At 45.3% G+C, this 25,625-nt stretch carries 15 protein-coding genes and 4 pseudogenes; 11 read left to right on the forward strand and 8 right to left on the reverse strand.

Annotation, left to right across the window (positions count from 1 at the left end; genetic code table 11):
• The 3 genes from HMPREF9969_RS04380 to HMPREF9969_RS04390 all read left to right on the forward strand — a co-directional run.
• The coding region (locus HMPREF9969_RS04380; RefSeq protein ID WP_036895016.1) for a PcfJ domain-containing protein at positions 1-385 on the forward strand (385 nt) is incomplete at its 5' end.
• A 27-nt stretch (positions 386-412) separates the two neighbouring features.
• The gene (locus HMPREF9969_RS04385) at positions 413-667 is read left to right on the forward strand and encodes a hypothetical protein (protein WP_009434656.1); all 255 of its coding nucleotides are present in this window, start codon (positions 413-415) and stop codon (positions 665-667) included.
• A 4-nt stretch (positions 668-671) separates the two neighbouring features.
• Positions 672-905 (forward strand): hypothetical protein, encoded by a 234-nt coding sequence (locus tag HMPREF9969_RS04390; protein WP_036895019.1) that lies wholly within the window; start codon positions 672-674, stop codon positions 903-905.
• A gap of 111 nt (positions 906-1,016) precedes the next feature.
• Here the strand turns inward: HMPREF9969_RS04390 and metK are convergent, their stop codons facing one another.
• The 4 genes and pseudogenes from metK to HMPREF9969_RS04410 form a co-directional block, all read right to left on the reverse strand.
• Positions 1,017-2,060, reverse strand: coding sequence for a methionine adenosyltransferase (metK, locus tag HMPREF9969_RS04395; RefSeq protein ID WP_009434646.1), 1,044 nt, complete (start codon positions 2,058-2,060; stop codon positions 1,017-1,019).
• Complete coding sequence (locus HMPREF9969_RS04400) at positions 2,060-2,836, reverse strand: hypothetical protein (RefSeq protein WP_009434643.1); 777 nt, start codon at positions 2,834-2,836, stop codon at positions 2,060-2,062. Before HMPREF9969_RS04400 ends, metK begins: the two co-directional genes overlap by 1 nt.
• Before the next feature lie 72 nt (positions 2,837-2,908).
• Positions 2,909-3,415 (reverse strand): glycoside hydrolase family protein, encoded by a 507-nt coding sequence (locus tag HMPREF9969_RS04405; RefSeq protein ID WP_009434652.1) that lies wholly within the window; start codon positions 3,413-3,415, stop codon positions 2,909-2,911.
• A gap of 11 nt (positions 3,416-3,426) precedes the next feature.
• Positions 3,427-3,666 (reverse strand): annotated as a pseudogene (locus HMPREF9969_RS04410) (TraQ conjugal transfer family protein); the annotation flags it as partial.
• 224 nt (positions 3,667-3,890) lie between these two features.
• Here HMPREF9969_RS04410 and HMPREF9969_RS12500 point away from each other — a divergent pair.
• The 8 genes and pseudogenes from HMPREF9969_RS12500 to HMPREF9969_RS13165 form a co-directional block, all read left to right on the forward strand.
• Positions 3,891-4,895 (forward strand): annotated as a pseudogene (locus tag HMPREF9969_RS12500) (ISL3 family transposase).
• Between the two features lie 1,037 nt (positions 4,896-5,932).
• Positions 5,933-9,949: a hybrid sensor histidine kinase/response regulator transcription factor gene (locus HMPREF9969_RS04430; RefSeq protein WP_009434651.1), complete on the forward strand. Its 4,017-nt coding sequence runs from the start codon at positions 5,933-5,935 to the stop codon at positions 9,947-9,949.
• A 227-nt stretch (positions 9,950-10,176) separates the two neighbouring features.
• Entirely contained in the window at positions 10,177-11,391 is a 1,215-nt protein-coding gene (locus tag HMPREF9969_RS04435; protein WP_009434668.1) for a glycoside hydrolase family 5 protein, read from the forward strand.
• 27 nt (positions 11,392-11,418) lie between these two features.
• Complete coding sequence (locus tag HMPREF9969_RS04440) at positions 11,419-14,595, forward strand: SusC/RagA family TonB-linked outer membrane protein (protein WP_036895023.1); 3,177 nt, start codon at positions 11,419-11,421, stop codon at positions 14,593-14,595.
• A 58-nt stretch (positions 14,596-14,653) separates the two neighbouring features.
• The gene (locus tag HMPREF9969_RS04445; RefSeq protein WP_009434644.1) at positions 14,654-16,429 is read left to right on the forward strand and encodes a SusD/RagB family nutrient-binding outer membrane lipoprotein; all 1,776 of its coding nucleotides are present in this window, start codon (positions 14,654-14,656) and stop codon (positions 16,427-16,429) included.
• A 64-nt stretch (positions 16,430-16,493) separates the two neighbouring features.
• Entirely contained in the window at positions 16,494-17,480 is a 987-nt protein-coding gene (locus tag HMPREF9969_RS04450; protein ID WP_232212647.1) for a hypothetical protein, read from the forward strand.
• Positions 17,481-17,530: 50 nt separating this feature from the next.
• On the forward strand, positions 17,531-19,849 hold the full coding sequence (locus HMPREF9969_RS04455; protein ID WP_009434669.1) for a glycoside hydrolase family 3 N-terminal domain-containing protein: 2,319 nt from the start codon (positions 17,531-17,533) through the stop codon (positions 19,847-19,849).
• A 204-nt stretch (positions 19,850-20,053) separates the two neighbouring features.
• A pseudogene (locus HMPREF9969_RS13165) lies at positions 20,054-20,182 on the forward strand (transposase); the annotation flags it as partial.
• Here HMPREF9969_RS13165 and HMPREF9969_RS12505 read toward each other — a convergent pair.
• The 4 genes and pseudogenes from HMPREF9969_RS12505 to HMPREF9969_RS04470 all read right to left on the reverse strand — a co-directional run.
• A pseudogene (locus HMPREF9969_RS12505) lies at positions 20,150-20,281 on the reverse strand (transposase); the annotation flags it as partial. The pseudogenes HMPREF9969_RS13165 and HMPREF9969_RS12505 overlap by 33 nt on opposite strands.
• On the reverse strand, positions 20,281-23,328 hold the full coding sequence (locus tag HMPREF9969_RS04465) for a type III restriction-modification system endonuclease (protein ID WP_009434650.1): 3,048 nt from the start codon (positions 23,326-23,328) through the stop codon (positions 20,281-20,283). The pseudogene HMPREF9969_RS12505 and the gene HMPREF9969_RS04465, both read right to left, overlap by 1 nt.
• 12 nt (positions 23,329-23,340) lie before the next feature.
• Positions 23,341-23,505, reverse strand: coding sequence for a hypothetical protein (locus HMPREF9969_RS12805; protein WP_156787943.1), 165 nt, complete (start codon positions 23,503-23,505; stop codon positions 23,341-23,343).
• Between the two features lie 82 nt (positions 23,506-23,587).
• Entirely contained in the window at positions 23,588-25,486 is a 1,899-nt protein-coding gene (locus HMPREF9969_RS04470) for a site-specific DNA-methyltransferase (RefSeq protein ID WP_009434660.1), read from the reverse strand.
• Positions 25,487-25,625: the final 139 nt, after the last annotated feature.

The raw sequence follows: 25,625 nt of genomic DNA on the forward strand, positions 1-25,625 counted from the left end.
GGTGGAGATAAGACAGAAGCAAAAGAAGGCAATGGAAGACGAAAAACGTTTCAAGGAACTAAAATCCAAATTTTTCGGTATCTGTTTCACGGACGGCACTATCCAAGTCCACGTATTGGAGAGCGTGCAAGAACATTTGGAAGAAGGTGTATCAATGCACCATTGCGTATTTTCCAACGCCTATTACCTCAAGGAGGGCTCCCTTATCCTCTCGGCTACCATTGAAGACAAGCGAATAGAAACCATTGAAGTATCATTACAAACTTTGGAAGTGGTACAAAGTCGTGGGGTATGCAACAAGAACACAGAATACCATGAGCAGATAGTAAACCTTGTGAATGCTAATCGAGGTCTTATAAGCCGAAGAATGAAAGCAACAGCATAAAGTATGAGCCATTAAATTATCAGAGATATGAAAACAGAGATAGAAAACATCATCTATAACTATGCAGATGAGATACCGCATATTCTCATTAGGGTTATCAACGCAATAACCCTATCCGACAACAAAGAAGAGTTAAGGTCGGCTATCAACAAAATAGCCAAAGAAACAGAACTTGACAAGTTCTTTGCATACGGTTATGGCGCACATCACTTTTGGCTCAAACACCGCAGACTGTCCAATGGAGAGCCAAAGGAATACAGATTATTAAAGGTTGAATTTTAAGATTATGAAGAAGAAAGTTTACAGAGTTCGGACGCAATACATCTTCGATGGAGTATTTGATGTGGTTGCAGAGAGCAAGGAAGACGCACGGGAAAAAATCCTGCAAAATTGTGGGCTAGTCATAGGTGGAAGCATTCACAGTACCTTGCCCGATGAGGTGGTGAATTGGGCGTTTGACAGACATCCCAACAAACGAATAGACAGAATAACGAAAGTGCAAAAATATCCTTCTAAATAAAACCAAAAGCCACGCAAATTTTCGGTTTGCGTGGCTTCTTTTCTTTTTCTTAGAACAAGCAGTCGACCAAAGAAAAGAAGCAAAAGAAAGTCGCAGGATTATAGATGTTTTCTATAATGTATAGACTTGTTCCCATGGATAATCAGAATTTGAAAAGTGACCATAACGAGATGTAGGTAAAAATGAAAACTGTCTTAATCCTAAACGCTCTATTATAGCTTCTGGTCTAAAGTCAAATCTCTCATTTATTAGCTGAGTCAGCATTTTATGATTATCTCTTTTCTCAGTTACAACTTGCAACATAATTGGCCTTCCTTCACCAAAAGCGTACGCTACTGAAATTGTACATTCATTTGCAAATCCGTTAGCAACAATGTTTTTGGCAACAAAACGTGCCATATATGCAGCTGTTCGATCCATCTTAGTTGGGTCTTTGCCAGAAAAGGCTCCTCCGCCATGAGGAGCTATTCCTCCATAAGTATCGACTATGATTTTTCGTCCAGTTAGTCCAGTATCATTCAAAAAGCCACCTTGTAGAAAATTTGAGTTTTGATTTATATTAATTTCTGTTTCAGATGGGTCAATAAATTTACTCAAAACATTGTCCACAATATCATTTTCCATAAAACATTTATCGACTTTACCCTTATGTTGAATATTAACTGATAATTTTTCTAGCCTATTATCATTTACTATTATTTGAATTTTTCCATCAGGTAATAGATAGTTGGAATTATGTCTATACTTATCAATTTCTTTTGCTATTAAACTTGATAAATATACACCATAAGGTAAATAGTTATATTTATTATTGACAGCATATCCATACATAATACCTTGGTCACCAGCACCATCTTTAATGAGGCCCATTTTAAGTTGACTTGATTGGCATCTTAATAAATTTTGAACGGAAAGGAATTCTTCATATCCAATAGAGTGATACAGATCATTTACAATTTTCACTACATCTAATTCTAAATCTTCAATTCCGTCAATCTCTCCACCTACAACAACATTATGACCAGTACCAAGGCATTCTATTGCAGTGTGAGCATATTTGTTTAATTTAAGGCATTCATCTAATAACGCATCGCTTATTTGATCACAAATCTTATCAGGATGGCCTTGCAAGACGTTTTCTACAGTATATTTCATTATGAAATGTTGTAATTTCTTTTTATTTCTGCCCAATTATTTGTCAATTTTTCGTTCATCTCCTTATACTTTGAGTTACTGATAGATGATTTATTATAGGCTAAAGCTGATTCATACTCAAGAACCATATAGAATGCTTGCTCAAGTGTTTCCTTTTTGGATAACTTTTTTGAAAAAATAGATTTAAATCTTTCAAATAGTGAGCGTAGTTTAAAATAAAAGATAACATGATATGCTAAGTCCATTAAAAAGAAGAATGAAAGAAAAAGTTGTAATATAGGTATTGTCACATCTAAATTCTTGATTCCATAATATGTAAAGAAAATAAGAATCAATGCGATTATTACGTTTTTAGAAATTTTTATTGATAGTGTAGCCTTAACTAGGCTAAAAGTGAAAAAACAATTTTCAAAACAGTTTACTAACATTTTATATGTTCCAACTTTAATGGAATCATTATCATAGTAATTAGTAACTGGCTGATCTAAAAACTTAGTTCCTAAAGAATTATCAATAAACCCTTTTCTTCTACTGCTTGCAGTCATTGGCTGCATTAAAATCTCTACAATTATATAAAGCAGTGCGTATCCTATTATAGATATATAATTGATTATTGATAATATGTTTATACATCTTACAACAAACTCATTATATTGTTCTTGTAATAGTACTGTTAAAAAAGGACATAGAAGAAGACTCCATAAAAATCCATTTTCAACAAATCTCCATTTTTCTAAGCATTTGTAGCTAATTTCATAGGGTAATATTCTTTCCATGAGGTTTTCTTGCAAAGGTATAGGTTTTTTTATGAAAAAGTGTCCATTTTCCCTTCTTTTTCAACATCAATCTTAAAGATTGAAAAATAGGGCATATTCTACCTGTCTCCGTTTAACCAATCCACTCAAAACTTTTCCCTTGTATCGGCAAAACGAAACATACTCCCAATAAAAGTTCCTATCTCCTGCCTCTATCTTTCGTAGCAGCCTACTTTTGGGATGCTTGCCATATCCAAGCAGTCGCCCTGCGCCCACATTGTAGGCAAGCAAGGTCAGCAGTAACGCATCTTTCCTATACCCTTTGAAGTGTTCAAAGCATTTCCAAAGGTCTGCACGGAGCAGAGAGTCCGCCTGCCGCTCTGTCATATCCGCCGTAAAATGCTCTCCTGGTTGTAGCTGATGCCCATATCCAACATACGGATAATTCTTCCAGCCGTGCAGTCCCTCAAAGTATTTTACAACAACTACTGCACGCTCAAAAGGTGGCAAGTCTGCCAGCCGCACCCTGCACTGGGCAAGGGTCGGCTGGCAGAACAGGCAGAAGACACAAAGTAAAATGAAAGAATTTATCGTTCGCATCCATTATGGTCTTAGTGGCGAGAAGATGCAGGCTTATCCTTGCTCTCTTCTCGCTCGTTGTTGAAACTAAAGGTCAGCTGCTGCACCTTACCAAAACTATCCTCCACATATACATCAATCGTCTGGCGGTCAGATGACAGCGAGGTATAGTACAAGCGAAACACGTCCTTTGTCAGCGGATAGCGGTCGTTTGGCTTGAAGACTGTGCCGTTATCATTTCTTAGCAAGCCCTTGCCATCAGACTGAAAATAGGTTCTTTCGTTAAATGGATAGATATCTCTGATTAGTTATATATAAAAAGCTGGAATTATGTATCTTTGTAGTGACCAAACTCCAAGAACATGAATACCAGCATAATGCAAAACGCCTTAGGCATCTCCCAACAAGATTGTCAGAATCTGCGCTACGAAGGTAATAACTTAGTTTTAGAACTCCAAAGGAAAAACTTTGTTGTCCTGTATGTGGAAGTCATAATATTAATCGTAACGGCAGTCATATTCGTCGCTTTGTAAGTGTTCCTATAGGTCTGAGCAAGACCTATATAGACATGCGTGTACATCGTGTTCAATGTCAGGACTGCGGCTGTATCAAACAAGAAAACATCGACTTTGCGAAAGGGAAACGTCGCCACACAAAAGCCTTTGCAAATATGGTGCTTGGGCTGTCTGGCTTTGCTACAATCCAGGACATATCATGGTTTCTTCAGGTATCTTGGGATGTAGTGCGTAATATACAGATGGAGTATCTGCAGTCGAATTACTCCAACCCAGATCTTTCCACATTAAGGCGTATTTCCATTGATGAGTTTGCCACTCATAAGGGGCATGTATACAAGACAATAGTTGTAGATTTGGATAATGGTCATATTGTTTATGTCGGTGATGGTAATGGGAAGAATGCTCTTGATGGTTTCTGGGAACGGCTCGGCAAAGACAAAGAGCATATACAAGCAGTATGTACAGACCTTTCTGCAGCATATACAAGAGCTGTAAGTGAGCATCTTCCCAATGCAGCACTTGTAGTAGACCACTTTCATGTAACCAAGCTTATGAACGAAAAGCTGGACTTGCTAAGAAGACAGTTATGGCATGTGGAAAAGGACGTCAACAAGCGTAAAGTAATCAAAGGAACACGTTGGTTGTTGCTCAGAAATGGAAATGATATCTTTGATCATGAACACAGAAATAGACTGGAGAATGCCCTAAGACTAAACCGTCCGTTAATGATTGCCTATTATCTCAAAGAAGATCTTAAGGAAATATGGAATTAGTGTAGTAAGCAAAAGGCTAAAGCTGTGTTGGATGAATGGGTAAAGCAAGCTATAGAATCCAAAATACAGCCATTAATGAAAATGGCGTCAACTATTAGAGCATACAAGACATACATATTAGCATGGTATGACCATTATATAACATACGGAACAATAGAAGGAATTAACAACAAAATAAAGGTTTTGAAAAGACAGATATATGGGTTCTGAAATGAAGAAAACTTCAAATTAAGACTATATGCACTGCATGATAGGCGTCTACGCATTTAACGGAAGAACCATCTTTTTACCAATCATATTTGCCAACTGACACCCCCTTTCGCATGCCCCTTGGAATTTGTGACATACTTCTCAAAAATTGTTTTTTATCGTCTCATAATCACCACTTAATTTCATTTTTGCAGCCATCTGAACATCCTTACATCCAAATACGAATACCCTATTTCGATATCTCAGATAATAATCTGGCATTCCCTTCCCTAGAGTCTTTTCCAGTTCTTCTCCACTATAATTCACATAATTCAAACCAAAACATCTTTTCATCAAGGAGTAAAAGAAGAAGCGTTCCGAGAACTCCTCACCCAAAAACTGTACGTTGTCAAACAAAAGTGCATGCGAAAATGTCCGTATACGGTTTTGCAATGAAGAACCTGTGCTGTGAAGAACGATAAAACTGGAAGCATATACTATTGACAACCAGTCTTAAGCTTATAAAGAATGTATGGAGTTACCTCTTACAGTCTACTTTGGCAAATATATCCACGTTTTGCAACTGATAAATGAGGTAGAATTTCATTTTTATTGTATCTTTGTATAGTACTTTGTACATGAGAGGATTTTGAGGCTTGGTTTGCTAATACAAAGATAAGAAATCCTCTCAATTTTAACAAAATAAAAAGTCAAGACAACTTCAATATAAAAAAGTAATAGGAATCGTTATAGGGCTTGCCATCGGCTTCTCCCTGGGCATCGACGATCTGATAACCCGTCTTTCCAGGACCTTCGATAAGACAAGGTAGCAGCTTTACGATGGAAGCGGTAACGTGATGCGCAGGGCGGAGAGCTTGAAGGGACTCGGCATAACGCCGAAGAAGCAAACCAAGGGACTGGAAGAAATTAATACATTGGACCGATAAATGAAAAATAAAGGCTTATCATATTTTCTAAGATTACAGGTTGATTTCCTGTGGCTCTTGTGCATGGTGCTGTGTTCGCAGCTCCATGCTCAGGAACATTTGACCCGCAATATGCTGATGTTGTCGAATCTCAATACGGACAATGGGCTCTCCAGTGCCCGTGTGTATTCGATAGTTGAGGCTGAGGATGGTGCTATGTGGATCAGTACCAAGCGAGGCGTTGACAGGTACAATGGTCAACAGGTACGGAACTATACCTTGGCTACGGATATGCAGTTTAGTGATGCCAGTGGTAGAAACATCAAGTTGACTAAGGATAGCCAACAGCATATCTATGCCTATGATAATAAAGGAAAGATCTATATATATAATAAGGTGAAAGACACATTCCAACTCCAGGTCAATCTGATGAATGTACTTGGAGGAAGTGTGGTGCTCAATGACTTGTTGGTTGATAACAAGGGATGCTTTTGGATGGCGTTAGATAGGGGCGTGTATATGATGGCTCCTCTATCTATTGCTGGTAGCAAAGACAAAACAGCGTATAGTTCGCCGAACAAAGGAAAATACATTCTGAAGAACACATATGTCAATCATATCCGATTCTTCGGCAAAAAATTATTGATAGGTTCTCCTTCGGGAGTCTTCGCCTATTCACAAAATGCAGCCCAGCCTCGATTGCTCTTGCGAGGGTATTCCGTGCTTTCGTCTTATCACGACGTGAAGGCTCATCAGATATGGTTGGGAACTTTCCATCGTGGCATTCTCTTGCTCGATGACAGAACATGGAAGCCATTGTCTTCTCTCACGCAATTCTCATCCTTATCAGATATTCCGCTCATCCCTGTTCGTTCCATTATCCCCTACGATGCAGCCACCATCTTGATGGCGGTGGATGGAGCAGGTGTCTATGCCTACGACAAGAAGACTTGTAAGACGAATCTACTTTTGAATACGGATGGTAGACCGGAAAATGTATTGCATGGCAATGGCGTCTATACCCTTTGCAAGGACCATCTTGGCGACCTTTGGATGGGCTCCTATTCAGGAGGTGTGGATATGGCTATTCCTATGGAGCATACCTTGGAGTTTGTGCGCCATGAGAATCTCAACAGCCAGTCGCTTATCAATAATGGTGTGAACGATGTTATGCAGAGCGTGGATGCACAGGGTCGCAATAGCAAAATATGGTATGCTACCGACAAGGGGGTGAGCATCTATGACGAGCAAACCCATCTGTGGCATCATTCCCTATATAATAAGGTGGCGCTTACCCTTTGTCAGACTGCCGATGGCAAGGTCTTGGTGGGAACCTATGGTGATGGCATCTTTCAGGTTCATGCCGATGGAAGCAGTAGTCGGGCTTACTCTGTGTCGAATGGCAAGTTAAAGACCGACTATGTGTATAGCATTTTCAAGGATAGCGAAGGAGGCTTGTGGATAGGTTGTTTGGATGGAGACTTGGTACATATCCCATCATCATTAGAAAAGAATGGAAATGTGGATAACTCCGTTAACTACTTGCCAATCAATGAAGTTCAGAGTATCGTGGAGTCTCCTGATAAGAAGATTATTGCGGTGGGAACGACCCATGGATGTTATCGTATCGACAAGAGAAGCCTTCGTGTCAGTCGATTCTTCTATCCGTCGGAATTTCCGTCAGTCGATTATAATTTCTTTGTCAATGCGATGGATTTTCAGGATGCACGGCATATCTGGATAGCCACCGATGGAGGAGGCTTGTACCTCTACGATTGGCAGAAGCACCAGGTTAAGAACTATACCATCTCGCAGTCTTTGCCTTCCAACACCGTCTATGCCTTGGTCAAGACTCCCATTGGCAAGGTGTGGATGAGTACCGACAAGGGACTGGCTTTCATCGATCATGGAAAGGTGACCAATCTCAACTTCTTCAAGGGATTGGAGCGGGAGTACAAGCGTATGGCTGTGGTCCGAACGCAAGACGGGCGAATGATATTCGGAAGCAGTGAAGGAGCTGTGGTCTTAGCATCCAAGTTTGCCAGGGGATTGAACTACAAGGCTCCTCTTCATATCACGGGTGTTGAGGTGGAAGGAAAGACTTTCGATGAGGCTGACCAACTGGAAGATTGGCATGCAGAACTCTTCGAGATGTTGCAAGAAGGAAAGATGAGTTTCTCTCATGATGAGAAAACCCTCATCGTACATTTCGAGAGCATCAACTATCCGTATCAGCACGACATCCAATATCAGTATTACCTGGCGGGGTATGACCATCAGTGGAGTGTGCCTTCTGCCTACCAGCAGGCTCGTTTCGCCAATTTGCCTCCTGGCAGTTACACCCTGCATGTCAAGGCAATAGGTAGGAGTAACGGACGCATATTGGGAGAATCCACCTTGCGCATTCATATCGCTCAACCATGGTGGAACTCTTGGTGGGCATGGATTGCCTATCTCTGTATCTTAGGTGTTATAGTCTATTTCGGATGGGATTACTACAGAGAGCGTTTGCATCGCAAGTACTACGATGATAAGATCAACTTCTTTGTGAATACCGCCCATAATATCCGTACCCCTTTGAGTCTTGTGCTGGCTCCTCTTGCCGACTTGGCGAAAGATACTACACTGGGCGATAAGAGCCGAAAGTTCTTGGAGATGGCACTGTGTAATGGCGACAAGCTTCTGAGGATGGTCTCCGAGTTGCTTGATTTCCAGAAAATAGCCGTAGTGAGGACACAAGTCCACATGCAGAAAGTGGAGCTGTCTGTTCTCTTGCGTCAGCAGGTGGATAAGTTCCAGATGTCTGCCCAGGAGAAACATCTCAATCTTCGGTTGGCAACCTGTGGACAGCATACCTTCTCTACCGATCTTTCTATGATGGATCTGATATTCGAGAATCTGCTCTCCAATGCTATAAAATATACGAAGGTGGGTGGAACCATCACCATCTCAGCTTCGATTGATGAGGTTGGTAAGCAAGTCAGCATCCAGGTAAGCGATACCGGCATTGGTATCCCGAAAACCGAGGCCAAGCATATCTTCCAGAGTTTCTTTCGTGCCTCCAATGCTGTCAACTCTCAGGAGATGGGCAGTGGCTTGGGCTTGATGCTCACTCGCCAGCTCGTGCAGAAACTGGGAGGAAAGTTAACGTTCGAGAGCGAGGAAGGGAAGGGATCTGCTTTCTTGGTTGTATTGCCTGATAACGGATATGTTGATGTTTCCGTTTCTTTCAAGCCATCAAGTTTGCCAGAAACTTCCGATAACTCTATGTCTACTGATGAAAAAATAAAATCAGAAGAATCACTTAAGGACACGCTCCTTTTTGTCGATGATAACGAAGACCTCCGTCAATACATCCGTATGGCTTTCGCCGACCAATACCATGTGGTGGATGTGGAGAGTGGTGAGGCTGCCTTGAAGTATCTGTCAGAGAATGGTGAGTGTGACATCGTAGTATCGGATGTGATGATGCCGGGTATGCAGGGCGACGAACTCTGCCGTAGCATCAAGGAAAACAAGGAGACCAGTTGGCTGCCTGTCATCCTCCTAACAGCGAAGGCAGGGCGCGACTTCATGATAGAAGGTCTATATCTTGGAGCAGACGATTACATTGCGAAGCCATTCGACTCTGCCATTCTTGCCAGCAAGATAGCGAGCATGTTGAAGAACCGTTGTCGTCTGAGTCAATACTATATGGAGCGAAGTCTCGCCATCGTCAGAGGAGAAGACTCTGGGCAATCGTCTCAAAAGAGCCTGTTGCCAAGCGAACCTTCCGTGCCATCCGCTTCCGATGAAAAGAATAAATCTTCCGATGAACAAGAACTGGGAGTGGATCCGATGGACCAAGCTTTCGTTGAGAAAGCAACCCGTCTCGTCCTCGATAACCTGAGCGACACCGACTTCACCATCGACCGCCTTTGTCGGGAGATGGCGATGAGCCGCACCCTCTTCTATGGCAGGTTGAAGACTCTGACGGGACAAGGACCGCAAGACTTCATACGACTCATCCGTTTGGAGCAGGCAGCCCAGTATCTGAAGCAAGGCGATAGCGTCTTGGATGTCTCTGTGAAGACAGGATTTGTAAACGTAAAGTACTTTAGTACAATCTTCAAGAAGCATTTCGGGGTGTCACCTAGTAAGTATGACTAAAATGAACAGTGTAAATTATTGGTAAAGAAAGTAAAGTTACTACTATCTGATATACAGTTAGTTATATACAAATGTAAGGTTTCGAACCTGGCGATAAGTTAGATTTGAAACCTTTTTTGTTTGCATTCTAACCTAGTTTTTTCCTCTTTTCTATATTTTTGCAGCTAAGTTCAAACAATAACTCGCAATAGATAAACAATTAAGCATAAATAACAATAAACTTAATAATGAAAAGGAACCTTTTGAAAATCTGCTTGCTATTTGTAAGTATGTTTACTGTATTTTCTTGCAGTGCTAGTCCTTCGGTGGTGGATACGCCTGATACAAGCGAATCGATTCCTACCGCCAAGCAATGGAACAAAGATGTAGTCGGTTGGAATCTCGGCAATGAATTCGAGTGCTCAGCTCCTGGACAGGATGGAGAGTCGATGCAGATTGGCAACCCTAACGGTTCCATCCATGCAGAGACAGCTTGGGGCAATCCCGTTGTCACCAAAAAGATGATACAGGCCGTGAAGAAGGCAGGTTTCAATGCCATCCGGATTCCAATCCGTTGGCAGTGCCACATTACCAATGCGCAGGCGATGAGCATCGACAAGGCTTGGATTGCTCGTATCAAGGAGGTAGTGGGTTGGTGTCTGGATAATGACCTCAAGGTTATCATCAATGCACATCATGAAAAATGGCTCGAAGGTCGTCCTACCTATCAATATAAGGATGAAAACTGCCAAAAGCTTGCGCTCCTCTGGATGAATATCGCCTCTGAGTTTGCCAATTATGACAGCCGCTTGGCTTTCGCCGGTACCAATGAGGTTCACGTCAGGGACAACTGGAGCAAGCCTACAGCCGAGAACCTCGAAGTGCAGAATGCTTACAATCAGATATTCGTGGATATGGTTCGTGCCACAGGTGGCAACAATGCCAAGCGCCACCTTATCTTACAGACTTACGTTTGCAACCCTTGGTTTGGCATCGAGAATGGAGGATTCATCATTCCGAAGGATGCCGAAGGCAATGGCAACAACTATATGAGTGTGGAATTCCACTACTATCAGCCATGGAGCTATGCCGGCGATTGCGCCTACGATTACTGGGGTGATGCCTACAAGGATGTTGGCAAGATACCTGCTGAAAACGAGAAGACGATGACGGATTTCTTCGATAAGGTAATGAATACCTGGAGTAATAAAGGACTGGGTATCGTAATAGGAGAATGGGGAGTAACCGACCACTATAAGTCAAACTCAGTGAAAGTGCATGAAAACATGACCTACTACTGTAAGTTCTTGACTACAGAGGCTCGCAAACGAGGCTTCTCTACTTTCGTTTGGGACAACAACCACTTCGGCAACGGCTCTGAGAAGTATGGCATCTTCGACCGTTTCAAGAGTATGAAGGTGAATGCTCCTTGGATTCTCGAAGGAATCTTTGGGAAAGAATAATGTTAAACTAAAAACAAAATATCTATTATGAGAAAGAAAACCATGTTTCTCGGCATGCTCGGTGCAGGTTTGATGTGGATGCCAACTTCTGCCATCCTCGCTGCCCAGATGAACAATGCTGCTATGAGCGTTCAGCAGAACCAAGGTATCAAGGGTACAGTAGTGGATGCTACTGGCGAAACCTTGATTGGTGCAAGCGTGAAGGTGGCTGGTACAACCAACGGTGCCGTTACCGATCTGGATGGTAACTTTACGCTGAATTGCAAGCCTGGAGTAACGCTCGAAGTGAGCTACATCGGTTACAAGACGATGACCGTGAAAGCTGCTAATGGCATGAAAATACAGATGCAAGAGGATGGTAAGGTCTTGAATGAGGTAGTTGTCACCGCCCTTGGTATCAAGCGAGACCGCAAGGCCCTGGGCTATGGCTTGGAGGAAGTGAAGGGTGAGGAACTCACCAAGGCGAAGGAAACCAACGTCATCAACTCTCTTTCAGGCAAGGTGGCTGGTCTCGTTGTGCAGAACACCGCTGGCGGTGCTTCTGGTTCTACCCGCGTGCTCCTTCGTGGTAATACAGAAATGGCAGGCAACAACCAGCCTCTCTACGTGGTGGATGGTGTGCCTTTGGATAATACAAACTTTGGCAGTGCTGGTGAAAGTGGCGGTTATGATCTGGGTGATGGAATCTCTGCCATCAACCCTGATGATATCGAGACGATGACCGTATTGAAAGGTCCTGCTGCCTCTGCCCTTTATGGTAGCCGTGCTTCCCACGGTGTTATCTTGATTACGACCAAGAAGGCGGAGAAGGATAAGATTTCCGTGGAGTACAATGGTTCTTACACTGTCGATACCCAGTTGGCTAAGTGGGACGACATCCAGGAGATATATGGCGCTGGTTACAATGGCGAGCTGCCTGCATCCAGCACCTCTGGTACCAATACCAGTTGGGGACCTAAGGCCGATGATTTCATGTTCAAGTATTTTGATGGTGAGGAGCGTCCATTCTTGATGCACCCTAACAACGCCTCCGATTTCTTCCGCACAGGTTTCACCACCCAAAACTCTGCCATCCTCTCTGTTAATTCCAGTAAGACGGGTATGCGTTTCTCTGTTACCGATATGCGCAACAAGGACATCCTGCCTAACACCAATATGAGTCGTGACAACTTCAACCTCCGTGTTAATACCTCCGCAGGTCCTGTTGACTTCGACTTCACCGCCAACTATACTCGTGAGAAGGTGAAGAACCGTCCTGCCCTTGGTGACTCCCAGAGCAACGTGGGTAAGAACCTCATGACTCTGGCGGGTACCTACGACCAGGCCTGGTTGAAGCACTATGAGGATGCCGACGGCAACTATTCCAACTGGAATGGTAACGACCAGTATAACAAGAACCCATACTGGGATCTCTATAAGAACAGCAATACATCCGACAAGGACGTGTTCCGTTTTACGGGTAAGGCTATCTGGAACATCGACAACCACCTCAAGTTGCAGGGTACCATCGGTACCGACATCAACAGCATGAACTTCGAGGACTTCATCGCCAAGACAACTCCAGGTACTCCTGCCGGAAAGCTTACCGACCAAATCTTCAACAACCGCACACTCAACGCCGAGATACTCGCCCTCTACAACAACTCATGGGGCGACTTCGATGTCAATGCTACCGCTGGTGGTAACATCTTCAAGGTGAACAACAAGACCACTACCAACGTCGGTCTCAACCAGCAGATGAATGGAATACAGAACATCATGAACTATCAGGAGCAGAATACTCGTGAGAGCATGTATAAGAAGCAGATTTCTTCCCTCTATGCCAGTGCGAGCCTCGGCTACAAACATACTTACTATCTGGAGGGAACCATCCGTGGAGATAAGTCTTCTACGCTCCCTTCGGGCAATAATACATATATATATCCTTCTGTATCTGGTAGCTTGGTTTTCTCCGAGTTTATCAAGAACAAGAAGTTTATCAATTACGGTAAGATTCGCGCATCTTGGGCAAAGGTAGGTAGCGATACCGATCCATACCTGTTGGCACTCAACTATACCACGGGCAAGTACAGCTACTCGGGTTATACCATCGGTATGATAGCCAACTCAACACAGCCAAACAAGGATTTGAAGCCTACTATGACAGATTCTTACGAGGTAGGCTTGGAGATGAAGTTCTTCAACGGACGCTTGGGTTTGGATGCCACCTATTACAACCAGAACTCCAAGGATCAGATTTTGAGCTTGGCTTCAACCACCACCTCTGGCTATGCTTACCGCCTCATCAATGCCGGTGAGATTCAGAATCAGGGTATTGAGATTGCCCTCAATGCCCGTGCCTTGCAGATCAAGGACTTCGCTTGGGACTTGGGTGTCAACTTCTCGAAGAATACCAACAAGGTGAAGTCGCTCACCAATGGCATGGACTACTTCGAGTTGGCGAAGGCATACTGGTCCGGTGTTTCTGTTGGTGCCAAGGTAGGAGAGAATTATGGAGCCATCCGTGGACACGACTTCCTCTACAACGACAAGGGTCAGGTGGTTGTCGATGCAGCTACTGGTCTTCCAAAGGTTGACCAGAAAATCAAGACCATCGGCAACTCTACTTGGGACTGGACAGGTGGTTTCTACTCAACCTTCAGCTACAAGAACTTCCGCCTCTCTGCTGCATTCGATGTTAAGGTAGGTGCCGACATCTACTCTATGTCCATGCGTTCCGCATACCAGACAGGTAAGGCAAAGGGAACATTGGCAGGCCGTGAGGAGTGGTACACTTCCGAGGAGGCTCGCAAGGCTTCGGGTATGGACCTTGCCGCATGGCGTGAAACAGGTAACTGCAAGGGATTTGTCGTAGAGGGTGTCATCGACAATGGCGATGGTACTTATCGTAAGAACGACATCGCCGTGAACCCTGAGGATTACTGGAAGCATGTGGCAAATGGCGTGCAGAGTGCCTTCGTTTACGACAACTCTTACGTGAAGTGTCGTGAGATTACTTTCGGCTATACCTTCCCAGAGAGCATCCTGGGCAAGTATGTCAAGGGCTTGACCGTATCCTTCGTGGCTCGTAACCCATTCATTATTTGGAAGAATATTCCTAACATCGACCCAGACTCCAGTTACAATACCTCTGGTCTCGGTCTGGAATATGGCTCTTTACCATCTCGCAAGAGCTATGGTTTAAACGTGAACGTGAAGTTCTAATCTCGAAAAAATAAATCAATTTCTTTAGAAGAGTTCTAATATATAATAATGTAAGAAAATGAACAATATAATCAAGAAATATATAGGTAAGAGCAGCCTGCTGATGGCTTTTGCCCTGATGACAACCGGCACTGCGATGACTTCTTGCTCAGATGAAACCTTGAGCAACATCAATACCGACAAGACCAAGGTGAGCGAGCTCGACCCTAACGCACAGTTGACTACTGCTTTGTTGCAGACTTACGGTGACTTCAGTTTGATGGATACCTACCGTAACTATATCTCAGGTTTTCCACAGTATTTCGCTGGTGGTTGGAACGTAACCAACTATGCAGGTTCCAACTTCCGTGAGGACGACATCGCTCGTCGTGTCTGGGACCGCTACTATGAGGTCAGCATCAAGAACCTTGTGGATGCCATCCACAATTCAACAGACAAGGCAAACTTGAATGCGGCACTTCGTATCCATCGTGTCTATCTCACGGCAATCTTGGCAGATACCTACGGCGACGTGCCTTGTTTGGAGGCAGGTCTGGGTTACATCTCAGGCATCTCCACCCCTAAGTATGATACCGTAGAGGAACTCTACAGCTGGTTCTTTGAGGAACTTGACGCTTGCGAGAAGCAACTTGGCACCGGTACCGACCGCATTTCTGGTGATGTCACCAGCATGGGTGGTGATGTAGCCAAGTGGAAGAAGTATGCCAATGCGCTCCGTATGCGCTATGCCATGCGCATTTCAGATGTTAATCCACAGAAGGCAAAGGAAGAGTTTGAGAAGGCTGTTGCTGCCGGTGCTATCGCCAGTGCAGCAGATGATGCTTACATCAGATATGCCGATACTCCTTATACTTATTATGATGGAGCCAACGACTACGATTTCCGCACCAATGCCTTAGGAGAGATTCTCTATGGTCAGGATGCCACATCGCCTACCATGGTATGCTCTACCTTGTTCTATCAGTTGCAGAATACCAACGACCCTCGTCTCTATCGCATCTGCCGTCACTACTACAATATCAAACGTAGTCAGGTGAAGCCAGACAAAGAGCAGAACATCGACTTGACCGATGATTTCCTGGCTTACTTCCGGAACAAGGGTCTCGGTGAAGAGCCTTGCAACCCTGGTGCTACCTGGTACACAGACTGGATGAATCCAGCTACGGTTGATGACCTTCCCACTTTGAAGAAGTATGCGGAGATAGACAAGAACACTTATGCCAACTCTGATTATATAGCCCGAGCAGGTCGTCCTTGCCTGAACATCGACTTCGAGATGCCTTCTTGTCCTGGCGACTTGATGAGCTATGCCGAGGTGGAGTTCCTCAAGGCTGAGGCTGCAACCAAGGGTTGGAATGTTGGGGGTGATGATGCAGAGAGCCACTACGAGGCTGGTGTTCGTGCCAGCATGGAGTTGCTCAACAACTACTATCTTACATCCAACAAGATTTCCAAGGAAGAGATAGATGCGTTCATTGCCAATAATCCGTTGGGTGACAATCCTAAGGAGACTATCAACACCCAGGCTTGGATTCTCCACATGATGAACCCTTCTGAGGGTTGGGCAAACATGCGCCGCTCTGACTATCCTGCCATCTTGAATCGTGATCTCTTGACCAAGAATGGTTTTACTTACACAGATTCTAACTGGTCAATGCCTGTCCGTTTACAGTATCCTGAGTTGGAAGGTCAGTACAACAGTGCCAACTACAAGGCTGCCATCGACCGCATGGGTGGTACAGACGACTGGCACAAGCGCCTCTGGTGGGACAAGGCTGATGTAAACCTTCAGCCAGACTTCAATCCTCCATTCGGAAAGGGATACAGCAAGTAGTGTTAAGCGTTTAATGTTAAGTTTTATAGGACAATAGATAGAATAATTAATTATGAATAAGACAATGAAACAATATAAGGGAAAAGTTTTGAAGGCTATGATGATGCTCTTCGCCATGAGTTTCGCACTGGCTGGTACATCTACCTTGTCTTCTTGCTCTTCTGACGATGATCCATACTTCACTGTCAGCGAAAATGACAATCCACGTATTTTGAACACCGACTTGGCTGATTCCAAGATAGACCGCAAGACAAATTATAAGTTGGAAATCAAGGTGACTCCTGTTCACTACACCACAGTGACATGGTTGCTCGACGGCACTCAGATTGCCGCAGGTACTACCATCGACCAAACTTTGCCTTTAGGTAATCATGAACTGAAGATTGTGGCAACCACCACCAAGGGCAAGACTACATCCCGCACCTTGAACGTTACCGTGACTCCTGCTGCCGATGACCCAGCCTTGGGTACCAATGCCATCGAGCTTAGGGTAGCTCCAGGAGAAACTACAACCATCCACGAGTGCAAGAACCTGGGTCTCGTTCAGAAAGTTCTCATCGCTGATAAGGAGGTTGTCTTCGAAGTTCTCGATGAGGGTACGACATTGAAAGTTACTGCTCCTTCCGACCTCGCCAATGGCGATTACAACATTACATTGGTAGATGGCAATGGTGTACAGTTTGCTGGCGGTACCATCAAGGTAACCACCGAGGCTCGCCCATCTATGGAGAACACCATCTGGGAAGGTGAGTTTGCCGTGACATGGGGTACACCATTCAATGCCTTGAAGGATACCTTCCTCTCAAAGGTGAAGGCTGGCACCATCCTCCGTGTCTATGTGAATGGAAATGGTCAGGGTACTGCTGCCACTGCTTGGTGGAACAACATCCTTACTGGTAAGGGCGACCCAGAGCGTGGCGACATCATGGTGGATGGAACTGCTAAATGGGAGTTTAAACTGACCGACTTATCTATCCAACTTTTGACAGAGCAGGATGGTTTCCTCCTCGTGGGTGACGGTTACACCGTAAAGAAAGTAACTATCGAATAAAATATTAGAAAGATTTCCGTTTTATCATAAAACGTCAAGCCTTTGAACTTATGAAGAAATTATTATTTTCTATTTCAATGTTGGCATTTGCTTATACAACCAGTGCTAATGTTCCAGTTATCAAAAGCAACCCTAAGATAGAGGCTCAAGTAGAACAAACCCTGAAGAAACTCACCTTGGAGGAAAAGATAGGTCAGATGATGGAATTGGTGACCGACCTCTTTGGTGCCAACGACAAGAACGGTGTGTTCTATATCGACGAGCACAAGACCGATTCTATCCTTTCTCGCTATAAGATTGGCTCTATCCTCAACGCTCCTAACACTTGCGCGCCAACCGCCAAGCAGTGGGAGAAGTACATCGAGCAAATCCAGAAGATTTCGATGAAGCGCATCGGCATCCCTTGCGTCTTCGGTCTCGATCAGAACCACGGTTCTACTTATACACAAGACGGTACCCTCTTCCCGCAGAACATCAATATAGCTGCCACCTTCAATCGTGAGATTGCTCGCCATTCGGCTGAGGCCACTGCTTATGAGACTCGTGCGGTGAGTGTGCCTTGGACTTTCAGTCCTACCGTTGATCTCGGTCGTGATGCCCGTTGGCCTCGCATCTGGGAGAACTTTGGAGAAGATTGCTATCTCACTTCAGAGATGGGCAAGGCCATGGTCTATGGTTTCCAGGGCGAGGACCCAAATAACATCGACCAGTATCACATCGCCACTTCATTGAAGCACTTCATGGGCTATGGCGTGCCTTGGACTGGTAAAGATCGTACACCAGCCTATATCTCTCCTGCCAACTTGCGAGAGAAGCACTTTGCTCCTTTCCTGGCGGGTCTGCAAGCTGGAGCCTTGACCGTGATGGTGAATTCCGCTTCCGTCAACGGTATGCCGATGCACGCCAACAAGGAAATCCTGACAGGATGGCTGAAGGAAGAGACGGGATGGGATGGTGTGCTTATCACCGACTGGGCAGACATCAACAATCTCTATACTCGTGAGATGGTGGCAAAGGACAAGAAGGATGCACTCCGCATCGCCATCAATGCTGGTATCGACATGATTATGGAACCTTATTCTTGCGATGCTTGTGGCTACCTTATTGAATTGGTGAAGGAAGGCAAGATTCCGATGAGTCGCATCGATGATGCCTGTCGCCGTGTGCTTCGTATGAAGTACCGTCTCGATCTCTTTAAGAATCCAACCCAGAAACTGAAGAATTATCCTAAGTTTGGTGGCGAGGAGTTTGCCAAGCTCGCCTTGGAGGGAGCTACCGAGAGTATGGTACTCTTGAAGAACGAGCGTAATATCCTTCCTTTGCAGCATGGCAAGAAGATTCTCCTCACGGGGCCTAATGCCAATCAGATGCGCTGTCTGGATGGTGGATGGAGCTATACCTGGCAGGGCCATCGTACCGATGAATTTGCCGGCAAGTATAATACCATCTATGAGGCATTCTGCAATGAGTATGGCAAGGAGAATGTTATCTTGAACCAGGGTGTTACCTATAATGAAAAGGGCAAGTATTGGGAGGAGAACGAACCTCAGATTCTGGGGGCAGTGGCTGCAGCGAAGGATGCCGACGTCATTGTGGCTTGCATTGGCGAGAACTCCTATACCGAGACTCCGGGCAACCTGACAGACCTCTGGCTTTCTGAAAACCAGCGCAATCTGGTCAAGGCTTTGGCTCAGACAGGCAAGCCTGTCATCTTGGTACTGAATGAAGGACGTCCACGTCTCATCGCCGACATCGAACCATTGGCACAGGGTATCATCGATATCCTTATCCCTGGCAACATGGGCGGCGATGCCTTGGTAAACTTGGTATCGGGCAAGTCAAACTTCAGTGGCAAGATGCCTTACACCTATCCTAAGGAAATCAATTCGCTCGCTAACTACGACTTCAAGAAAAGTGAGGAGGTGGGTACGATGGAAGGGGCTTACGACTACAATGCGAAGATTACCCAGCAGTGGGGCTTCGGATATGGTTTGAGCTACACCTCTTATCAATATAGCAACCTGAAGGTTTCCAAGTCTGACTTCCGCCACGGCGACATTATCAAGGTGAGCGTGGATGTGAAGAACACGGACAAGGTGGCAGGGAAGGAGAGCATTCTCCTGTTCAGCAGCGACCTCGTCGCCAGCATGGTGCCAGATGGTCGTCGTCTCCGTGCCTTCGACAAAGTGGAACTTCAGCCAGGTGAGACCAAGACTGTGACCTTCGAATTAAAGGCAGACGACTTGGCTTTTGTAGGTTGGGATGGCAAATGGAGATTGGAGGAAGGCGACTTCAAGTTGATGATTGCCGACCAAACTGCCTCTGTTCATTGTGCAGATACTTATCTGTGGCAGACAGCCAATAGATAAGCATATATAAAGATTGGGATCCATTCCTGCAAGAATATTCTATGTATTCTTGTTAGGAATGGATTTTGGTAAAATCTGTGGTGAATATGGGGTAGAGAAATATATTGCTCATATTGAACTTATCTTGACTTTTGTTTCTTTTTCACTTTCTTCAGGCGTAATGGACATTTGGTAGGCTGAAAACCTCTCGGAACGCTTTTATTTAAATCTGCAGTAATAATATTGGATACAATATACTTTTCCAGAACATTGGGTGTGATGCTGTTTCAGGATGCTTCATCAGGCAAAATACTCTATCGCAAGTTTGTCAAAAACGAAACTAACAGAGATTATTTCACGCTCCAAAGGCTTATGGTCATCAATATCTCCCAGTGTTATCGTAAAGTTGAGAAGTCCTCCTTTCTCATTGCAAATCAAATGCAACTTATATCCTAACCTTGCGTAACGATATTCTTCAGCTTTTCGTAACTCTTGACTACATCAAACTTGACCGAGCTATCAGAGATTGAGGCGAAATGGCGTTTAGCACATTCTATCTTTGCACTCTCTACCCCTCGAAGCTGAGTAATGTCCTCAGAGCCCTTCGTCTCTGCAACGAAATAGATGTGTTTCACCGCTCCCTCTCGGAAGACGATTGCCCAGTCGGGATTGTACTTGCCCACAGGCGTATTGATATAGAAACCACGTGGCAACTTGGTATAAACCTCAACTTCTTCCTCCCGCTCCAACTCTTCGGCAAAGCGTTTCTCTACTCCTTGACTATCCACAACTACAAGGTCGTAGAGCGACCTCTCACTCTGTATGGCATCAATACCGATACGCCCACGGAGTTCATGCTCAGAAAAGATACTGGCATCATAATGCTGATCCATCTTGTGGTAAGCAATATACTCTATCACGGCAATGGCTTTCTGCTCGTTGATGATATTACCTACACGGATAATAAACTCCTCTGGATTGCGACGATACATTCCAAAAGTCTTGGGCTTGATACCTGTCAGAATCGCAACTATCGTACTACGCTTCAAGCCTGTACGCTGTACCAATTCGCCCACGAGGTCATAACGTACACCACTCGCCACAGCTTCCTTCACCTTCACCGTCTTTGTCTTACCCTCCTGCATCGCCTGCCCAGCTTCGAGTTCTTCTCTTGACTGGATATTTGCCAGCGTACCCGATGTGACGGCAATACGAATTGCGGTAACATGGAGTGAATCGTCCAGTCCTACAATAGACTTACGTATTAGAGACTCTGTCTCAAAATCAACTTCATAGTAAGTCTTACAGTTGATACGTTTCCACAGGGCTTGAAACTCCTTCTTGTTAAATCGTTCCATCCGGAAGTGGGCTGTCTCTTTGCCTCGACCATTCTCCACCTTAAGCACATCAGGATTAAACACCTTATCCAGCTCTTGAACGATAGTTTCCACATCTTCTTGCCAATCCTCCAACTGCAGCGTACCAGCCTTCTTATCCTCAAAGTACTTATCGGTCAGCTTCTGCTTCTTCACATAGCCTGCTGATATAAGTTCCTCCAAAATGGTTACTGCCTGCGACTCTGTAAGCGTCAGCTTCTCGCCGTTGCCTTTCACAATGGTCTTACCTGCAAACAATGCTACCGTAACCAGTACTGCACGCGAGGTAATACTCTCTGCTAGTTCTTTCTGCAATGCCTCCGAGAAGTCTTTATAACTCTCACTGGCTACCACTGTCAGCACATTCGTGTCATAGACTGCATCGCCCAGCAGGTCACTATCTTGCCGTTCGCCCTGCTGATTGACACAGAGACGCATACCACGTCCCACCTCCTGCCGCTTCTTCACTTCGTTGTTGCTCTGCTTGAGCGCACAAATCTGAAAGACATTAGGATTATCCCAGCCCTCTTTCAATGCCGAGTGAGAGAAGATAAAGCGGGTAGGCTCATCCAATGATAGGAGGCGTTCCTTATTGCGCATAATCAACTGATAGGCGTCGGGGTCATTAGCCTCCGTCTCACCTCGCTTCACCTTCGAGTCTATCATCTTTCCCTTCTTGTCCTGAGAGAAGTAGCCTGCGTGGGTCTGCTCGGCACTTATCCCTTGAAGATATTGTTTGTATTCTTCATCCCAGTAAAGGTCACGCACCTCATTCAGTACGGATACATATTCTTCCTCGAAGATTTCTGCCCATCGTCCCTTACGGGTTTCGCCACCAGAATCATAGATGCGATACTTCTCTACGGCATCTATGAAGAACAGGCTCAACACCTTAATTCCTTGCTTATAGAGCTGATGCTCACGCTCGAAGTGCTTCTGTATGGTGGTGCGAATCTGTATACGCCGTATCAACTCCTCGGTGATTGCTCCCATTGCCTGACCTTCATAGATTTCCTGACCATTGCTCAAACGAATACACCCCTTCACACCATCTATCCGCTCTATGATAAAGCCATCACGATAAGCCTCTAGCTCACCACTCTCGGCATAGAGGTCGAAGCCCTCATCTACCAGACGTGTTGCCGTGCGCAAGCCTACCCTACTCGTTGCATCAAAACTAATGCGAGCACGTGGCGCCTCGCCTTTCTTCTTCGACAGGACTATCGCATCGAGATAAAGATAACCATTCGTGGCGGTCGTACCAATCTGCTCTACTCCCATCACCTCTATCTTCTTCACCAGTCGCTTATTGAAGGCGTCAATAGCATCCAAACGATAAACCTGATTGTAAACATCTGCCTTGCGGTGCGTCGCACTATAAAGGAGTGAGAACAACGGGTTGAACTGCTGCAAACCCTGACGGGTCTTATTCTTCTTGTCGGTACCCAATACGCTCTGCGGTTCGTCTATAATCAGGATAGGGCGTGTCTCACTGAGGATGTCTATCGGGCGACGATAGTTAAAATCCTCCAACTTCATAAAGATGCGGCGAGCATCCTTTCCTGTGGCATTGAAAGCCTGTGTGTTGATGACCATCACGTGTATCTTAGGGTCGGAAGCAAACTGGTCGATAGCTTTAGGATGTGCACTATCGTACACAAAGTGCTGCATACGTTCGCCATATTCTTCTGCGAAATGATCTGCCATCGTCTCAAGACTCTTGATGACTCCCTCACGAATAGCCACACTCGGCACCACGATAATAAACTTTGTCCAGCCATAGTGCTTATTGAGTTCGTACATGGTCTTGATATAGGTATAGGTCTTACCCGTTCCCGTCTCCATCTCTATGCTCAGTGCCAGCGTGCCATTGCCGTCACGAAGCACGTGATTGACTGGCTGCAGCTCTTGACTGATTTGCACTTCACGAATATTGCGAGTTAGCTCCTCATCGTTAAGTAGAATATCATGATTGCGAAAGCCCTGTGCGTCCAGTGCCAAAACTCCCTTACCCACATCTCTGCGGTAAGCAAAGAAATCTTGTAACGGCTGCCCACGAAAGGCATTTACAACGGCTTGTGCCGCATCTCGTTGGAAGGCTTGATGTTTGAATTGTATCTTCATCTTATCTATTGTCTAATCATCATTACGTGCATTGGGCAGCGTCCTACCATGAGGAACGAAATGTTCCCAGCAGTGGTACGCCAATGTTCCAGCGGCGGAACATTCATGTTCCGGCTTTGGAACATGAAAGTTCCAGTGTGGGAACATCCGTGTTCCAACACGGGAACACTCCGCCACAGCCCTTACTCACGGCGTGGGCATTGGGACATATAGCAACTGTATTTACCCCATTGATGTTTAAGATTTAGTTAACTGATATTTATAACACGTGAATACGCTTATAGACTTCCTCATCATTCCAGCCACAGAACTGCTTGAACTTCTCATAGATATTCAGCTTATCGGCATCGGTAGCAAAGCACTCCTCACGGAAGATGACACGTAGGGGCTTCAGCTCCGCAATACGACTGACAGCCTCAACGCTTATTTCTTTGTCGAAACAAGCCACGAGTGCGCCCTCGTTCACAATGTGCAGGTGCTTACCGTCTACCTCCTCCATTCGAAGTGGATAGCTTAGCTCCACGCCCCAGTCTACCATACAGCCAAAGAGCAAGTCAAGCTCCGAGCGGTCAGCCTTCACACTATCCACCTGCGTGAAGAGATTTTGCTGCTCCAATCCAGCAGGCTCAAAGTAAACCTCCTCCATATTCGACGAGTCCACACGAAGCACACGGAAGCCAGTGTCTAAGTCCTGACCCATCAGCCCAGCCTCCTCCTTAATCTTCTTGCCAGCCCTACGGATGCGCTCCTTACCAATCTCGCAAATCGTGTTGTAACCCGCCTTGCGTGCCTCGCTACCTTCTGGCGTCTTCTCTGGTATCTGCACACAAATGTATTTACGCTTACCACCATCCTCCGCATTCAGCTGCATAACGGCGTGGGCGGTAGTGGCAGAGCCGGAGAAGAAGTCGAGGATGAGGGAGTCGGGAGAGGAATATAAGGATATACACCGCTTGATTAGATCAACTGGCTTAGGGTAATCAAAATACTTCTTACCATCAAACATCTCAGCAAGAGCTTGTGTAGCACCTTGTGAGTGTCCAACCTCTCCGTACTTCCAAATCGTCATAGGGGTAACTCCTGTCTTGCGTAGTTCTGAAAGAAAACGTTTCATTGCGGGTACGTTGTTACCATCAGAACCGAACCATATTCGGTTCTGACGGAGTCTCTCGGCGAATGCATTCGCCGAGAGACTCCAGCTGCGCCCAGCTGGAGGCTCTACCACACGCCCGGAGGGCGTTGTGATAGGATATACGTTTGATTCAATAGCTGGTCCAACCGATAAGTCACTAGCTTTCCAAACACCACGAGGATCATTATCAGGATTTGAGTAGCGTGCATCAGCTTCAGAACTTCGGGGAATACCATTACATTTCGCTAAATCCACATCTTTGGCATAGCATACAATATAATCATGTGAAGGAGAGAAATGCTTCATAAGATTGATAGGTGCATACGCTCTCTCCCAAACAACTTGTGCAAGAAAGTTCCCCGCTCCAAACACCTCATCGCATATCTTTCTCAAGTGGTGCACCTCATTATCGTCAATGGAAATAAAGATAACGCCGTCATTAGCGAGCAGGGTGCGTGCGACGAGTAGGCGACTATAAATCATAGAACACCAGTCAGAGTGGTAACGGGGATTAGAGTCGAGGTTGCGGCGTAGGCGGTTGCCCTCCTCATCGACATTGCCCATCGCTTCGTCCATTTCTTCCCCACTCATGGCGAAGTCGTCTTCATAAACAAAGTCGTTGCCCGTATTATAAGGCGGGTCGATATAGATCATCTTTACCTTGCCGAGGTAAGCACGCTGCAAGAGTTTCAGCACCTCGAGATTGTCGCCCTCAATGTATAGGTTCTCTGTCGTGTCCCAGTCCACACTGTCGTCCACAACGGGACGCAACGTTTGGCGAGTCGGTTCCGCTGCCGCCCGCTTAGCCTCCTGCTTGCCCACCCATTGAAAGCCAAAGCTCTCCTCGTCAGCATCAGCAATAGCATCGCCCAAGAGTTCACGAAGCACCTTAAAGTCCACCTTCTGTGTCAGCTCACCATCTGCTCCCCGCACCTCCGTGAAAGCCGAAGGCGCAATTTGCCTCAATGCCTCGAGTGTAAACTCGCTATGCGTTGCTGAGGTCAACGGTTGTTTCTTAAATTCCATATCGATTGTTCTTACTTGTTTGTTTGTTCTGTTGCCATATATCTTTGCGTAGGTCTGGGTAAGTTCATCAGTTTTATCAGCGACTAAGGTGGGAGATGTGAACATAAAACGTAACTCATGGGGTGCAAATGTAATAATT

It is taken from the genome of Prevotella sp. oral taxon 306 str. F0472, assembly GCF_000257925.1.
Lineage (GTDB): Bacteria > Bacteroidota > Bacteroidia > Bacteroidales > Bacteroidaceae > Prevotella > Prevotella vespertina.